Below are 15074 nucleotides of genomic sequence, written 5' to 3' on the forward strand. Positions count from 1 at the left end.
CCTCCAGTGCGAGGTCCTCGTAGCCGAGCCGCTCGGCCAGCGGCCCAGGGGTGTTCCCCCCCCCCGGGGCGGGGGCCAACGAGACCACCGTGTGCACATTTTCCCCCACCCAGACCCCCCCCCCCCCCCGGGCGCCCGGCCCGCCCTCTCCGCTCAGCCCCCGGCGCCGACGCCGGGAACGCCCCCGGGTCCGCCGCCGTACGTCGAACGCCCTCACCCGCGCCCCCCGCCTCCGTAAGCCGAACGCCCCCGCATCCCCGCCGCCTCTCACTCGTTGGCCCCTACGTGTACAGCTACGACGTCTCCGCACCCTCCGGCCGGTCCGCCACCGCTCCCCGCTCGATCCCCGGGATGCGCCCGTCGTACGACGCGGAGCACCCCCACTCGACGACCCCGATCTACGACGAGCTGTACTCCGAGTACCGACGGCTGTTCCGCGCCCTGCCGGGCGACCGCTCCGGCGAGGAGGACCTGAAGTTCACCGGCTTCGCGGTCCGCGACGGCTACCCGCGGCTCGGCGAGCAGCGCCCCTACACGCCCCAGCAGCAGTCCTTCCACACCTACGCGGGCCAGCCGCCCGGCCTCCCCCAGTTCATGCCGGCCCAGCAGCAGCACTCCCAGCAGCAGCACCCCCACCCCGAGTCCGCCGTCCCCACCACCGCCCCCACCAGCGACGGCTTCGGCCAGGCCGCCCCGGCCGCACCGCCCGGCACCCAGTTCACCAACGGCCAGGGCTGGGTCGCCGCCGGGTACCTCGGCCCGGTCCCGCACGCCGTGCCCGCGCCGCCCCCGACCCCCTCCCCGACGCTCGGTACGGCTGCCGACCTCGCCGCCACCCCGGCCACCGGCGGTCGCCATCGCCAGATGCTCTCCCTCCCCCCGGGCCGCACCGGCGACCACCACTGACGCCCGTAAGAGCAACGCCCGTAAGAACGCCACCCGTAAGAACGCCACCCGTGAAGCAGCACGCGAAAACCGCACCCGGAAAACCGAAAGGGCCCCGCCACCACCGTGACGGAGCCCTTCCAACGCGGTCCGAGAACCACTACTTCTTCTTGCGCTTCTCCCGCACCCGCACCGAGATCGAGATCGGCGTCCCCACGAAACCGAACTCCTCGCGCAGCCGGCGCTCGATGAAGCGCCGGTAGCCCGCCTCCAGGAAGCCCGAGGCGAACAGCACGAAGCGCGGCGGACGGATGCCCGCCTGGGTGCCGAACAGGATGCGCGGCTGCTTGCCGCCCCGGATCGGGTGCGGGTGGGCGGCCACCAGCTCGCCGAGGAAGGCGTTCAGACGCGCGGTGGGGATGCGGGTCTCCCAGCCCTCCAGCGCGGTCTCGATCGCCGGGACGAGCTTCTCCATGTGCCGGCCGGTCTTGGCCGAGACGTTGACGCGCGGGGCCCACTGCACCTGGACGAGGTCCCGCTCGATCTCGCGCTCCAGGTAGTAGCGGCGCTCCTCGTCCAGCTGGTCCCACTTGTTGTAGGCGACGACGACGGCGCGCCCGGCCTCGACGGCCATCGAGATGATCCGGGTGTCCTGCTCGGCGAGGGTCTCGCTGGCGTCGATCAGGACGACCGCGACCTCGGCCTTCTCCAGCGCGGCGGCGGTGCGCAGCGAGGCGTAGAAGTCGGCGCCGGCGGTCAGGTGGACCCGGCGGCGGATACCGGCGGTGTCCACGAACTTCCAGGTCTTGCCGCCGAGTTCGATCATCTCGTCGACCGGGTCACGGGTGGTGCCGGCCAGCTCGTTGACGACGACGCGCTCCTCGCCGGCGACCTTGTTCAGCAGGCTGGACTTGCCGACGTTGGGGCGGCCGATCAGCGCGATCCGGCGCGGGCCGCCGGGGGCGGCGTCGCCGAAGGTCTGCGGCGGGGCCTCGGGCAGGGCGTCCATGACGGCGTCCAGCAGGTCGCCGGAGCCGCGGCCGTGGAGGGCGGAGACGGGGAACGGCTCGCCGAGGCCCAGCGACCACAGGTAGGCGGCCTCGGCCTCGGTGGACGGGCCGTCGACCTTGTTGGCGCACAGGACGGTCGGCTTGCCCGCCCGGCGGATGATCTTGATCAGGGCTTCGTCGGTGTCGGTGGCGCCGACGGTGGCGTCCACGACGAACAGCACCGCGTCGGCCTGCTCGATGCCCAGCTCGGCCTGCGCGGCCACCATGGCGTCGATGCCGAGGACGTCGATCTCCCAGCCGCCGGTGTCGACCACCTTGAAGCGGCGGCCGTTCCAGCTGGCCTCGTAGGTGACCCGGTCGCGGGTGACGCCCGGCTTGTCCTCGACGACGGCCTCGCGGCGGCCGATGATGCGGTTCACCAGGGTCGACTTGCCGACATTCGGGCGGCCGACGACGGCCAGCACGGGCAGCCGGACGTGCTCGGCGCCGTCCACGCCGTCGAAGCCGTCGAGGTCGAAGCCCTCCTCGGCGGCGAGGGCCATGAACTCGGCGTAGTCGGCGGCGTCCAGCTCACCGTGCCCGGTGGCGGAGTGCTCTGCGGTCATGTTCGTCTGTTCCGTTTCCCGGCCCGGCCCTTCCCAGGGGCGTGCCGTGCGTACCTGCCCCGCTCGGGGCAGCGCGATGGTTTCCTCCGCGGCACCCTGACGGCCCGCGGTTCATTCAGTGTCGGATGACCAGATGGCCGGACGGCCAGTCGGTCAGTCGGTCAGTTGGTCGGTAGGTCAGACCGAGTCGGTAGGTCAGACCGAGGACAGCCCGGCCCGTTCCTCCACCAGCGCGGCGATCCGGTCGATCACCTGCTCCAGGGTGAGCTCGCTGGTGTCCACCAGCACCGCGTCGCCGGCCTGGGTCAGCGGCGCCGTCTCGCGCGAGGAGTCGGCGGCGTCGCGGCGGGCGAGGTCGGCGGCCATCGCGGTGATGGTCGCCTCGTCCACGCCCTTGGCGCGCAGCTCGGCCGCCCGGCGCTCGGCCCGAGCCCGCTCGGAGGCGGTCAGGAAGACCTTGACGGTGGCCTCCGGGAACACCACGGTTCCCATGTCCCGGCCCTCGGCGACGATGCCGCGCTCGGCGACCTCGGCGCAGCCGCGCTGCAGCTCCACCAGCCGCGCACGCACCGCCGGCACCGCGGCCACGGCGCTGACCTGCGCCGTCACCTCGGGGCCCCGGATCGGGCCGGAGACGTCCTGGCCGTCCACCGTGATGGTGGGACCGTCGGCGTCCGTGCCCGACACGATCACCGGCTTGCCGCACGCGACGGCCACCGCCTCCGCGTCATCGACGTCGACGTCGTTGGCCTGCATCCACCAGGTCATCGCCCGGTACATGGCGCCGGTGTCCAGGAAGCTCAGGCCCAGCCGGGCGGCGACCGCCCGCGAGACGGTCGACTTGCCGGAGCCGGAGGGTCCGTCGATGGCGACGACGACCGGGGCGTGCGCTCGGTCGGCAGTGTCCACGGGGGCGAACCTCTCTCTGAGCATGGAAGCCGACGCCTGCGCGGGCGGACGGCCGGGGATTTGTCTCCCTCAAGGTTAATGGACCGCCGCCCGCACCCGTTCCGCCGCCCGCTCAGCGCCCCATCAGCCGCTGCAAGGCCGGCTCCAGCCCCGGCCCGAGGGTCAGCATGAAGATGATGTCCCCGGTCGAGCGGTCGAGGAAGCCGCGGTACCAGTTCTCGTCGCCGACCGGGCGGAACAGACAGTCCCCCGCGAAGTTGACGACCGCAGCCGGGCGTCCTCGGGGCGTCAGGCCGTCCCGGGACTCGACGAACAACTCGCGATCCGTACTGATCAGCCGGGCGACCTCCACACCGGTCACCTCCCGCACCCGCTCGATCGTCCACCCCTCCGGCAGCTGCGCCGCGGCCAGCCGAGCCTGCTCGGCTGCCGGGTCCACGGCCTCCCGCTCCACCTCCAGCACCGCGTTCCCGAGCCGGGGCCGTACGTACTCGCCGTCCCGCTCGATGCCGAGCGCCCCGCCGACGAAGGCCATCCGCCGAATCCCGGCCGGCGTCTGCCACTCGAAGGGCACCTTCGACACATGCGACGGGAAGGCGTTCTCGGTGAACCGCGTCCGCCCGTCCCGCCAGCGGAAGTCCGTGCGCGCCTTCGGCCCCGACAGGGTCTGGGTGTGGGCGAAGAAGGCGGTGATCCACCCGGAGACGAAGTCGCCACCGGACTCCGAATCCCACTTGTAGAGCGAGCGCCAGAACTCCTGGTCCACCGGCCCGCCCGCCGCCGTCGCCGTGATCTCCGCCACCACCGGCCGCAGCTCGGCGAACCACGGCCCGAGCGGCTCGAACCACTCCACGAGCTCCCCGACCCGCCGCGCCAGCAGCGCCCAGTCCTCGGCCGTGCCCTCCAGCCGGATCCGCGGGATGCCGCACAGCGTGATCCAGAGGAACTCGTAGTACGGGCTGACCACGTCCATCAGCGCCACCAGTGCCGCCGAGGCGTCGTCCGGCGTGGTGGTCGAGAAGGTCGGCTGGAACAGCTCCACCAGTTCCGGCCCGATCGCCGCCGCAAGCGGATCCCGCACCAGCCGGATCGACCGCGCCCAGTCCGGATCCGCGTCCAGCAGGCTGTCGTCCCGGACCACGATCGTCTGCTTCGCCCCAGGGGCCGAGGCGAACACGCCCTCGTAGTACCCGGCGTTCAGCCGCACGTGCACCGCGACCTCGTGCACCACCGCGTACCAGAGCACGTCCGGCGACAGGCTCAGCGGCAGGTGCCCGCTGAACGCCAGGTGGACGGCGCGCAGCAGCAGGCTCCAGGTCGGCTCGCCCTCGCCCTCCGGCCGCCGCTCACCCGGCGCCGCCAGCAGCGTCTCCGCACTGCGGTGGTGGACGGTGAATTCCCCGCCCACCACCGCGGCCAGGAACCCGTCGTTCCCGACGACTTCCAGTTGGGCCGCGTCGCCCGGCTCCCGCCCGTCCCCGAGCGGAACGTCGACAATCACGCCTGTCCCCCCTCATCCGACAAGACCTCGGTCCCGCAACGGACCTCAGTCCCGAACGCTCCACCCGCCCGCCCGCAGCGCCGCCGCGAGCCGCTTGACCGCCGTCGGCGCCACCGCCAGCTGGACGAAGCCGACCTGCTTCCCGTCCGAGTGCTCGATGACGACGTCCTCGATGTTGACCCCGGCGTCGCCGACCTCCCCGAACAGCCGCCCCAGCTCGCCCGGCTGGTCGCCGAGCACCACCGCGACCGTCTCGTACCGGGTGGGCGGCGCGCCGTGCTTGCCGGGGATGCGGGCCTGGCCGGTGTTGCCGCGCCGCATGACCGCCTCGATGCCCTGGGCGCCGGCCCGGCGTTGGCCCTCCTCGACCGCCGCGAGGGCGCGCAGCGCGGTGACGGTCTCGCCGAGGTCGGCGGCGACCTCCTCCAGCACGTCGGCGACCGCGCCCGCGTTGGCGGACAGGATGTCGACCCACATCGCGGGGTTGGAGGCGGCGATCCGGGTCACGTCGCGCACGCCCTGGCCGGAGAGCCTTATGGCCGTCTCGTCGGCGTGCTCCAGCCGTGCCGCGACCAGCGAGGACACCAGCTGCGGGGCGTGCGAGACCAGGGCGACGGCCCGGTCGTGCTGGGTCGCGTCCATCACGATCGGCATGGCGCCGCAGAGCGCGACCAGCTCCAGCGCGGCGTTGAGCGTGTCGGTGTCGGTGTCGGCGGTCGGGGTGAGCACCCAGGGGCGCCCCTCGAACAGGTCGGCGCGGGCGGCCAGCGGGCCGGAGCGCTCCCGGCCCGCCATCGGGTGACTGCCGATGTAGTGGACGGTGTCGCAGCCGAGCGCCGCGACCTCGCTGCCCGGACCGGCCTTCACGCTGGCCACGTCGGTGTACCAGTGCGCCAGGTTGCGGCGCTGGCAGTCGGCGAGCACCTTGCCGACCAGGGCGGGCGGGACGGCGATGATCGCCAGGTCGACCGGTCCCTCGGCCGGCTCGGTGATGCCCGCGCCGAGCGACTCGGCGGTGCGGGCGGCGTCCGGGTCGGCGTCCTCCAGATGGACGGTCAGACCGCGTGCGGACAGGGCCAGGGCGGCGGAGGTGCCGATCAGTCCGGTACCGACGACGACGGCAGTGCGCATGGCGGGTGGCTCTCCTCGATCACGGTTCTCGACTCGACGGTTCGACGATCCTCTGACGATTCTCGCCGGGTGCCGGGACCGGCCGGGAGCACCCGCGCCCATCCTCCCACCCGCCGGACCCCGGCCGCGGCCCCGGCCCCGTCCCCGCCGGCGACGGCAACCGCGGCGCCCCGGCCCCCGTCCCACACAGTGCACACGCCGCGCCCCGGGAAATCCGGCGACGCCCGCCCCGACCCGGGGCAGACTGGCCGCCCGGGGGCCGACGCGGCACGACGGCGCCCGGCGGGACGCGCCGCACCGGACGCGAACGAAGGGGTTGCGCATGGACGATCAGCACAGCAGTCACACCGGGCCGTCGAAACCGCCGGCCGTACCGGCGCACCCGTCGGTGCTGGACTCCGTCGTGGTGTACGCCGAGGGCGCGGTGTGCCGCCGCCGGGCCACCGTCCCGGTCCCGCCCGGCGGACGGCTGCGGCTGACCGGCCTGCCCGACTCGATGGACGGCAACTCGCTGCGCGCCCGGGTGCTCTCCGGCCCCGCCGGCACGACGGTCACCGAGGCTCGCCTCGAAACCCTCGCCGAACTCCTCGAACCAGGTGAACTCCCTACCCTGCGCCGCGAGTTGGACGAGGCCATGGAGCGCCAGAGCGCGCTGAACGAGCGCCACCGGCTGGTGCTGGCCGCGATCGCCGAAACCGCAGCACTGCGCGCCGTCCCGCCGCAGCGCCGCCACGGCGAGCCGCTGCGCCGCACCCCCGCCGAGGCCTGGCTGGAGCTCGCCGACTTCGTCGACGAGCGGCTGGCCCGACTCCAGGAGCGCGCCGAGCAGCTCACCCAGGACATCGAACTCGCCAACCACGAGCGCGAGTTGGCGGCCGACCGGCTGGATCGGGCGTCCACCGCCGAGCGGACCGCGCTGATCGAGACCGTCGACACCGTGCTGCTCACCCTGCACACCACCGACCCGGCCGACACCGAACAGCCCGACCTGGAGCCGGAACTGGAGCCCGGCCCGGGGCCAGACCGGGAGCTGGAACTGGAGCTGGAGTACAGCGTCCCCACCGCCCGCTGGGTGCCCGCCTACCGCCTCTCCTACCGCACCGGCTCCGACACCGGCCACCTCGTCCTGCGCGCGGCCGTCGCCCAGCACACCGGCGAGGACTGGACGGGCGTCCGACTCGCCCTGTCCACCGCCGACCTCGACCGCCGCACCGACCTGCCCAAGCTGAGCTCGCTGCGGATCGGTCGCGGCCAGCCCGCCCCGCCGCCCTCCGGCTGGCGCGAGCCCCCGGCCGGCCTGTCCGACCTCTTCACCGGCTACGACGCGGCCACCGCCACCCGCACCGCCGCCGAGCGCAACACCCCGCTCCCGGTGTCCGCCCCCGTCGCCGCCAAGGCCGCCCGGATGGCCGGCCGTCCCGGCGGCGCCCGCCCCGAGCTGCTCGCGGACGAGGCGGCGCCAGCCGGCCCGTCCGGCGGCGGCTTGCTGAGCGTCCAGGAGCCGGGCCAGGCGCCACCCCAGGCACCACCCCAGGGGGCAGTGCCCGCGCCCCCGCCGCCCGGCTTCGCCGGCTACGGCGCCCCGCCCGCGCTCTCCGCACCCGCAGCACCGATGCCCCAGGCCCCCGGCGGCGCCATGCCGGCGGAGCCCCACCGAGCGCGGCTCCGCAGCCCGCGCGCCACCCCGCCCCCGGCCACCGGCGGCTTCGCCCTCGACACCACCCTGCTCGACTACCCCGACCTCCTCCTGGCCGGCCCCGACGCCCCCGCCGGCCGGCGCGGCACCCTGCGCCCCAACCCCGTACGGGTCGAGCGCGACGAGCTGAAGCGGTTCCTCCCCGGCGGCCGCGAGGGCGGCCGGCTCCGCGACCTCACCCTCCCCCGCCACGCCGTCCCGCCCCGCGAGTCGGCCGGCTCCTTCGACCACCGCTTCGACGCCGCCGCCCCCGCCGACATCCCGTCCGACGGCACCTGGCACACCGTCACGGTGGACGAGATCCCGCTCTCCGTCCGCCCCGAGTACGTCACCGTCCCGGCCGTCGAGGAGAAGGTGTACGCGACCCTGGCGCTCGCCAACCGCACCGACCGCGCCGTGCTGGCCGGCCCGGTCGAGGTCACCGTGGACGAGGAGTTCCTGCTCACCGCCGCCCTGCCCACCCTCGCCCCCGGCGGCACCCGGCGCCTGGGCATCGGCGTCACCGAGAGCATCGAGGTGGCGCGCCGCACCGAGCTGCGCGAGTCCGCCACGGGCATGCTGAAGGGCAACAGCACCGTGCTCGACCACCGGGTGCACGTCCAGCTGGCGAACCGGCTCGGCCGCGCCGTCACCGTGGAGGTCCGCGAGCGCGTGCCGGTCACCTCCGACGCCGAGATCCGGATCGAGGAGCGCGCCGACTGGCACGCCCCGACCGAGCCGGCACCGGGCTGCCCGCCCAGCACCCGGCTCTGGCGGGTCGACCTGCCGCCGGGCGGCCGCACCGAGCTGGACGGCGGCTACCAGATCAAGATCCCGGCCGGAAAGGCCATCGTGGGCGGAAACCGGAGGAACTGACAGATGACCGGAGCACCCATGCCTCCTCAGGGGACCCCCCTCCCCGTCACCGCCGTCACCTGCCTGGAGGACCGCGCCCAGGTCGAGCGCACGGTGACCGTCGAGCTCGCCGAGGGCGTCCAGCGGCTGCGGCTCGGCCCGCTCACCGCCCTCGCGGTCGACCGCACCCTGCGCGCCGAGACCGCCGCCCCCGGCACCCGGGTGCTGGAGGCCCGGCTGGTCCGCACCTGGAGCCCGCGCGCCCCGCTGCCGCCCGGCCCGGAGGACTCCGTGCTGCGCCACCGGCTGCACGGTCTGGAGGCCGAGTCGCGCCTCGCGGACCAGACCCGGGCCCGGCTGGAGGCCCGCCTCGCCCTGCTCGCCCAGCTGAGCGCCGACCTGCTGCGGGAGATCGGCGAGGGCGCCGGCGTCGGCGAGATCGAGCGCACCCGCTGGGCCCGCGAGCTGGACCGGGTGGACTCCGAGCGCGAGCGCTACGGCGAGGAGCTGCGTGCCACCCATTCCCGGCTGCGCCACCTGGACCACGAGCGCTCCCAGGCCCTGATCGCCCTGGACGAGGCCGAGCAGGAGCCCGCCGAGCTGGTCGCCCACCTGGAGCTGACCGTCGAGGCCGAGCGGCCGGGCCCGACCGGGCTGACCGTCAGCCACCTGGTGCCCTGCGCGCTCTGGCGCCCGTCCTACCGGGCCACCCTGGACGACGACGGCGGCCTGCGCCTGGAGTCGGAGGCGGTGGTCTGGCAGCGTACCGGCGAGGACTGGACCGGGGCCCGGCTCACCTTCTCCACCGCCCGTTCCGCCCTCGCCACCGACCCGCCCGCGCTCACCGAGGACCTGCTGACACTGCGCGAGCGCACCGACGAGGAGCGCCGCACGGTCGAGGTCGAGCTGCGCGAGGAGGAGATCAGCACCCTCGGCCCGACCGCCGCCGTCCCCGGTCTGGACGACGGCGGCGAGGTACGGGTGCTGCCCGCCCCCGCCCCGGCCACCGTCCCCTCGGACGGCCGTGCGCACAAGGTCCCGCTGGGCGCCTTCACCGGCCCGGCGAACGGCGAGTACGCCTGCGCCCCGGAGCTGTCCCCGCTGGTCACCCAGGTGGTCCGGTTCCGCAACGCGGCCGGGCACCCGCTGCTGGCCGGCCCGGTCGAACTGGTCCGCGGCAGCGGCTTCACCGGCCGCGGCGAGCTGCGCTTCACCGCCGCCGGGGCCGACGCCGAGCTGTCCTTCGGCAGCTCGGACGGCTACCGGGTGGTCCGCGAGACCGAGGAGCGCCGGGCCACCGCCGCCCTGACCGGCCGCCAGACCACCACCCGCACCGTCCGGCTGCACGTGTCGCGCTTCTCCGGCCCGGAGGAGCACGGCGAGCAGCTGGTCACGCTGCGCGAACGGGTGCCGGTCTCCGAGGTCGCGGCGGTGGAGGTACGGCTGCGCAAGGAGGAGTGCTCCCCGCCGCCGGACTCCTTCGACGCCGAGGGCATCGTGCGCTGGGACGTCCCGCTCGGCCCGGGCGCCCGCCGCACCCTCACCCTGGTGTACGAGATCTCGGCCACCGCCAAGGTGGCCGGGCTGTGACCGAAGCGCCCAGGCTGTGACCGAAGCGGCCGAGCCGTGACCAGCGGCCGGGCCATGACGCCCGACCGCTCGTGACGACCGCTCAGGACTGAAACGGGTAGAAAAGGAACATGATCCTCCACCTCGCTCCCCTGGACGACTGGCTGTCCGACCCCGGCCGCCCGTACGCCGCCGCGTCACTGCTCACCGACGGGTTCATCCACTGCTCCGCGGACGAGCAGACGGCACTCGCGGTGGCCAACGCCTTCTTCCCCGACACCCCCGACCCGCTGATGGTGTTGCTGATCGAGGAGTCGCTGGTGGAACCGATGGTCAAGTGGGAGGCCCCGCACGGCGCACCGCCGCCCGGGGCCACCCCCGGCATCCTCTTCCCGCACATCTACGGCCGGCTGAACCGCTCCGCCGTGGTCGGCCTGGAGAAGGTCGAGCGCGGCCCGGACGGCCGCTGGGTCTCGCTCAGCCCCTGGAGCTGACCGGCTCCGGGGCGCCGCTCACAGCCATCCCCGCTCCCGGGCCGCCATCCCGGCCTGGAAGCGGGTGGTGGCCCCCAGCGAGCGCATCAGGGTCTGCAGCCGCCGCTGGGTCGTCCGGGCGCTCCAGCCCAGCGAGCGGGCGATCGACTCGTCGGTCAGCCCCGCCGCCAACAGGCCCAGCAGCTTGCGGTGGTCGGCCTCCGGCTCCGGCGAGGCGTCCCCGGTACCGATCGCGGCCTGCAGCTGCACGGCCCGCTCCCACTCCGCCTCGAACAGCGTGTCCAACGCCTGGAGCAGCGCCGAGGGGTGGATCACGTACGCGGCGTCCAGCACGCTGTCGCCGACGCTGATCGGGATGATCGCCATCCGGTCGTCCGAGATGATCATCTTCATCGGCAGGGTCGGCCGTACCCGGGCCTCCTCCCCGTCCGTGACGCCGACCAGGATGTTCTTCTCCAGCCGGCCGGGCCAGGCCACCGCCTCCCGGTCGTAGATGGTCCGGAACTTCAGCCCCTCCCGCAGCCGCCGCCGCTGCAACGGCATCGGCGCCACCGGGTCCTGGATGTACGGCGGGCGGTCGAAGCCGCGGACCTGGTACTGGCTGGTCTCGGTGATGTGCTCAAGCCGCTGGGCGATCGCCTCGCCGCCGGTCAGCACCTCCACCGAGTGCGCCGGGTCGGTGTAGCGCGAGGCCTCCCGGAAGGCGTCCATCAGCCGGTGCATCTCGGCCCGGGCGTGCCGCAGCTCGGACTCCCGGTGGCCGATCAGGGTGCCGATCGCCACGTCCGGGGCGACTGCCAGGAAGCGCTGCCGGTCCACCGGCGCGCGGGTGGCCATGCCCTGCTGCGCCAGCCGGTCCAGCGCGCGCACGCTCTGCGGGAGCGTCAGGCCGCAGCTCTCGGCCAGCTCCTCCGCGGTGGACTGCGGATTGGCCACCAGCGCCGCGTAGACCTGCCCGTCCGGCTCGGCCAGCCCCAGTGGTCCGAGGGCCTGTCCGGCCGACCGCCCCAGTACTGCATCGGACACGACGCCGTCTCCCCCTGCTCGCCCCGTACACCCCACCGGCGCCCGTTCTGGCGCAGTCCCGCCACAGGGCGGGGTGGTGGTCCGGTGGCCATCCTCGGCCACGGATCATGACGCTGACAAGGCCGTGACCAGGGGGTGCGTCCCGACTCACATACACGCGGGAGGGCCCCCCGCCACCACGGGCGGGGGACCCTCCGACGAACGACCGGTGAAACCCGGGGGACGGACCCCAGGGCCTACAGGCCGACCTCGCGCATCAGCTGGCCGACCTCCGGGTTGGTCAGACGGCGCAGCCAGCCCGACTTCTGGTCGCCGAGCGCGATCGGGCCGAAGTGGGTGCGCACCAGCTTCTCGACCGGGAAACCGACCTCGGCCAGCATCCGGCGGACGATGTGCTTGCGACCCTCGTGCAGGGTCACCTCGACCAGGTAGTTCTTGCCGACGTTGGAGACCACCTTGAAGCTGTCGGCGCGCGCGTAGCCGTCCTCCAGCTCCACGCCCTGGGCCAGCTGCTTGCCCAGGTCGCGCGGGATCGGGCCCTGGATCGCGGCCAGGTAGGTCTTGGTCACGCCGTAGCGCGGGTGGGTGAGGCGGTGGGCCAGCTCGCCGTGGTTGGTGAGCAGGATGATGCCCTCGGTCTCGGTGTCCAGGCGGCCGACGTGGAACAGCCGGGTCTCCCGGTTGGTCACGTAGTCGCCCAGGCACTGGCGCCCGTCCGGGTCCTCCATGGTGGAGACCACGCCGGCCGGCTTGTTGAGCGCGAAGAACAGGTAGGACTGGGTGGCGACGGTCAGACCGTCGACCTTGATCTCGTCCTTGTCGGGGTCGACCCGCTTGCCCTGCTCGGTGACGCGCTTGCCGTTGACCTCGACCCGGCCCTGCTCGATCAGCTCCTCGCAGGCGCGGCGGCTGCCGACGCCGGCCCGGGCCAGCACCTTCTGCAGGCGCTCTCCCTCGGGCTCGCCGAAGGTCTTGGGCAGCTTGACGGCCGGCTTGTCGTGCCGGGCGAGGACGGCGTCCTCGATCTTGGCCTGCAGCTCGCGCGAGCGCTGCGGCTGGCGGCGCGGGTCGCCCGGGGCGCCCTGGCCCTCACGGCGCGGGCGCGGGGCCGGGCCGGGGCGCCGACCGGCGAAGCCGCCGCGGGCCGGGGTGGCGTTGGGGCCGCCGCCGTACTCGGGGCGGTCGTACTTGCGCTCCTCGGGCCGCAGCGGGCGGTCCGGGTAGCGGCGGTCGTCGCGCCGGTCGTCCCGCCCGTACGAGCCGCCGCGCGAACCCGAGCCACCGCCGTACGAGCCGCCGCGCGAGCCCGAACCCGAGCCACCGCCGTACGAACCCCCGCGCGAGCCCGAGCCGCCGCGGCCGCCGCCGCTGCCGCCGTAGGAGCCGCCCCGGCCCCCGCCCTGTCCGCCGCGACCGCTGCCGCCGCCGCTGCTGTTCCTGCCGTTGCCACTGCTACGCATCAAAGTGTCCGTACGTCGTTCCGTCTGGGATGTGCGGTCGTTTCGGCCGACCTCACCTCCCCCTACCGATCAGGCGCTGCCCGACCGGCCTCGCCACTGCCGTCCGCGGCCTGCGCGGCAGCGGAGGCGACCGCCTCCGCGATCATCGTGCCCTCCAGGGACTCCGCTTCCACGTCGTCGACCTCGGGCAGGAAGGGAGCGAGCTCCGGCAGCTCGTCCAAGCCGCGGAGCCCCATCCGTTCCAGGAAGTAGTTCGTCGTCCGATACAGGATCGCACCTGTTTCGGGCTCGGATCCGGCCTCTTCCACCAGTCCTCGCTGTACCAGGGTACGCATCACGCCGTCACAGTTCACACCGCGGACGGCGGAAACCCGCGATCTGGACACCGGCTGCCGGTACGCGACCACGGCCAGGGTCTCCAGCGCGGCCTGGGTCAGCCGGGCCTGCTGGCCGTCCAGAAGGAAGCGGTCGACGGCCCGGGCGCAGCTGTCCCGGCTGTAGAACCGCCAGCCGCCGGCCACCAGCCGCAGGTCGAAACCGCGGCCCGCCGCCTCGTACTCGGCGGACAGTTCGCGCAGCGCCGCGGCCACCTCGGCCCGCGGCCGCTCCAGCACCCCGGCCAGCCGCTCCTCGGTGACCGGCTCGTCGACGACCATCAGGACGGCTTCCAGCTCGGCCCGCAGCCCGGGCCCGGCCGGCTCCTCCGGCTCCTCCGGCTCCCCCGGCACGTCGGAAGCCGACGGGGCCGACTTCTGGTGCACCACCCGCGGCTCGGTGCCCACCGAAGCCGCCGGAGGAGCCGCCACAGGCGACGCCGCGGGCTCCGGCAGCAGCTCGAAGGCCGGCTCCAGCCACTCCTCGGCCCGCGGCTGCCCCGGCAGCCCGAGCGGGCGCCGCACCGGCCGCCCGCCGTCGTTCCCGGCACTCATCGCCGCCCGTCCTCCTGCGCCTCACCCGAGACCTCGCCCGCAACCTCGTCCACGACCTCGTCCGCGGCCTCGCCCGGCGGCCGGTCGAACTCGTCCGTCACCTCGACCGCGCCCCGGCCCTCCTCGGCCACCCAGCGCACCCGCAGCTCCCCGAGCGCCTCCGGCTGCTCGAAGGCGAGCACCCGCTCCCGGTACAGCTCCAGCAGCGCCAGGAACCGGGCGACCACCACCAGGGTGTCCGGCGCGTCCGCGACGAGCTGCTGGAAGGAGGCCTCCCCGAGGCCGGTGAGCAGGTCGACCACCAGCCCGGCCTGCTCGCGCACGCTGACCGGCGGGGTGTGGATGTGGTCGACGTACACCACGGGCTTCGGCTTGGGCTCCATCGCCCTGGCCGCCAGCTGGGCCAGCCGCTCCGGCCCGACGGTGATCACCACCTCGGGCAGCAGCTCGGCGTGCCGGGGCTCCAGCCCGACGGTCCGCGGCCGTCGCAGCAGCTCGGCCGCCCAGCGCTCGCCGAACAGCGCCGCCGCCCGCTTGTACGCCCGGTACTGCAGCAGCCGCGCGAACAGCAGGTCCCGCGCCTCCAGCAGCGCGAGGTCCTCCTCGTCCTCGACCTCGGCCGCGGGCAGCAGCCGGGCGGCCTTGAGGTCCAGCAGGGTGGCGGCCACGACAAGGAACTCGGTCGCCGCGTCCAGGTCCCAGTCCGGCCCCATCGCCCGGATGTACGCCATGAAGTCGTCCGTCACCGTGGCCAGCGCCACCTCGGTGACGTCCAACTTGTGCTTGGCGATCAGGCCGAGCAGCAGGTCGAAGGGGCCCTCGAAGTTGTCCAGCCGTACCCGGAAACCGCCCCGGGACTCCTCCTCGGTGGGGTTCACGGCGGTGGCGGCTGGTTCGACGGTGCTCGGCATGACGGTCCATCTTCACCCGGCCCCGCCGCCGACCCCGCCGCGGGGCCGTCGACACGCCGCCCGACGGACGCCAGGCCCCGGCCGACGGCCTCGGCGCCCGGTCGCCCGGCCGGC

12 protein-coding genes are annotated in these 15074 nt (G+C 74.5%); 4 read left to right on the forward strand and 8 right to left on the reverse strand.

Annotated elements, in window-relative coordinates; genetic code table 11:
- The first annotated feature begins 285 nt into the window (after positions 1 to 285).
- The gene (locus ACFQ87_RS09935) at positions 286 to 906 is read left to right on the forward strand and encodes a hypothetical protein (RefSeq protein ID WP_380610118.1); all 621 of its coding nucleotides are present in this window, start codon (positions 286 to 288) and stop codon (positions 904 to 906) included.
- 139 nt (positions 907 to 1045) lie between these two features.
- Here the strand turns inward: ACFQ87_RS09935 and der are convergent, their stop codons facing one another.
- The 4 genes from der to ACFQ87_RS09955 form a co-directional block, all read right to left on the reverse strand.
- Positions 1046 to 2500, reverse strand: coding sequence for a ribosome biogenesis GTPase Der (der, locus tag ACFQ87_RS09940; protein WP_380610119.1), 1455 nt, complete (start codon positions 2498 to 2500; stop codon positions 1046 to 1048).
- Positions 2501 to 2695: 195 nt separating this feature from the next.
- On the reverse strand, positions 2696 to 3433 hold the full coding sequence (cmk, locus tag ACFQ87_RS09945; RefSeq protein ID WP_380610120.1) for a (d)CMP kinase: 738 nt from the start codon (positions 3431 to 3433) through the stop codon (positions 2696 to 2698).
- An 88-nt stretch (positions 3434 to 3521) separates the two neighbouring features.
- The gene (locus ACFQ87_RS09950; RefSeq protein ID WP_380610121.1) at positions 3522 to 4910 is read right to left on the reverse strand and encodes a DUF4419 domain-containing protein; all 1389 of its coding nucleotides are present in this window, start codon (positions 4908 to 4910) and stop codon (positions 3522 to 3524) included.
- Positions 4911 to 4955: 45 nt separating this feature from the next.
- Positions 4956 to 6041, reverse strand: a complete 1086-nt coding sequence (locus ACFQ87_RS09955) for a prephenate dehydrogenase (protein ID WP_380610122.1) — start codon at positions 6039 to 6041, stop codon at positions 4956 to 4958.
- A gap of 322 nt (positions 6042 to 6363) precedes the next feature.
- On the opposite strand from ACFQ87_RS09955, the gene ACFQ87_RS09960 reads away from it, so the two are divergent.
- The 3 genes from ACFQ87_RS09960 to ACFQ87_RS09970 all read left to right on the forward strand — a co-directional run bounded on the left by ACFQ87_RS09960 (position 6364) and on the right by ACFQ87_RS09970 (position 10634).
- Positions 6364 to 8592 (forward strand): DUF4139 domain-containing protein, encoded by a 2229-nt coding sequence (locus tag ACFQ87_RS09960; RefSeq protein WP_380610123.1) that lies wholly within the window; start codon positions 6364 to 6366, stop codon positions 8590 to 8592.
- Positions 8593 to 8595: 3 nt separating this feature from the next.
- A complete protein-coding gene (locus tag ACFQ87_RS09965) occupies positions 8596 to 10161 on the forward strand; it encodes a mucoidy inhibitor MuiA family protein (protein WP_380610124.1) in 1566 nt (521 codons plus the stop codon).
- A 110-nt stretch (positions 10162 to 10271) separates the two neighbouring features.
- Positions 10272 to 10634: a DUF952 domain-containing protein gene (locus tag ACFQ87_RS09970; protein WP_380610125.1), complete on the forward strand. Its 363-nt coding sequence runs from the start codon at positions 10272 to 10274 to the stop codon at positions 10632 to 10634.
- Positions 10635 to 10652: 18 nt separating this feature from the next.
- Here ACFQ87_RS09970 and ACFQ87_RS09975 read toward each other — a convergent pair whose 3' ends face one another.
- From ACFQ87_RS09975 to ACFQ87_RS09990, 4 genes are all read right to left on the reverse strand, one after another.
- Positions 10653 to 11660 (reverse strand): helix-turn-helix domain-containing protein, encoded by a 1008-nt coding sequence (locus ACFQ87_RS09975; protein ID WP_380610126.1) that lies wholly within the window; start codon positions 11658 to 11660, stop codon positions 10653 to 10655.
- A 236-nt stretch (positions 11661 to 11896) separates the two neighbouring features.
- Positions 11897 to 13120, reverse strand: coding sequence for a pseudouridine synthase (locus ACFQ87_RS09980; protein ID WP_380610127.1), 1224 nt, complete (start codon positions 13118 to 13120; stop codon positions 11897 to 11899).
- A gap of 62 nt (positions 13121 to 13182) precedes the next feature.
- On the reverse strand, positions 13183 to 13848 hold the full coding sequence (scpB, locus tag ACFQ87_RS09985) for an SMC-Scp complex subunit ScpB (RefSeq protein ID WP_380610158.1): 666 nt from the start codon (positions 13846 to 13848) through the stop codon (positions 13183 to 13185).
- 197 nt (positions 13849 to 14045) lie between these two features.
- Positions 14046 to 14960, reverse strand: a complete 915-nt coding sequence (locus tag ACFQ87_RS09990) for a segregation and condensation protein A (RefSeq protein ID WP_380610128.1) — start codon at positions 14958 to 14960, stop codon at positions 14046 to 14048.
- Positions 14961 to 15074 lie beyond the last annotated feature (114 nt).

The organism is Kitasatospora sp. NPDC056531, from assembly GCF_042794375.1.
In the GTDB taxonomy this organism is placed as follows: Bacteria; Actinomycetota; Actinomycetes; order Streptomycetales; family Streptomycetaceae; genus Kitasatospora.

What these genes read in the sequence shown, in the direction of transcription:
- ACFQ87_RS09955 (WP_380610122.1), bottom strand. Translation starts at nt 6,041, where the DNA reads ATGCGCACTGCCGTCGTCGTCGGTACCGGACTGATCGGCACCTCCGCC.
- ACFQ87_RS09980 (WP_380610127.1), bottom strand. Translation starts at nt 13,120, where the DNA reads ATGCGTAGCAGTGGCAACGGCAGGAACAGCAGCGGCGGCGGCAGCGGT.
- ACFQ87_RS09990 (WP_380610128.1), bottom strand. Translation starts at nt 14,960, where the DNA reads ATGCCGAGCACCGTCGAACCAGCCGCCACCGCCGTGAACCCCACCGAG.
- ACFQ87_RS09965 (WP_380610124.1), top strand. Translation starts at nt 8,596, where the DNA reads ATGACCGGAGCACCCATGCCTCCTCAGGGGACCCCCCTCCCCGTCACC.
- cmk (WP_380610120.1), bottom strand. Translation starts at nt 3,433, where the DNA reads ATGCTCAGAGAGAGGTTCGCCCCCGTGGACACTGCCGACCGAGCGCAC.
- der (WP_380610119.1), bottom strand. Translation starts at nt 2,500, where the DNA reads ATGACCGCAGAGCACTCCGCCACCGGGCACGGTGAGCTGGACGCCGCC.
- ACFQ87_RS09970 (WP_380610125.1), top strand. Translation starts at nt 10,272, where the DNA reads ATGATCCTCCACCTCGCTCCCCTGGACGACTGGCTGTCCGACCCCGGC.
- ACFQ87_RS09960 (WP_380610123.1), top strand. Translation starts at nt 6,364, where the DNA reads ATGGACGATCAGCACAGCAGTCACACCGGGCCGTCGAAACCGCCGGCC.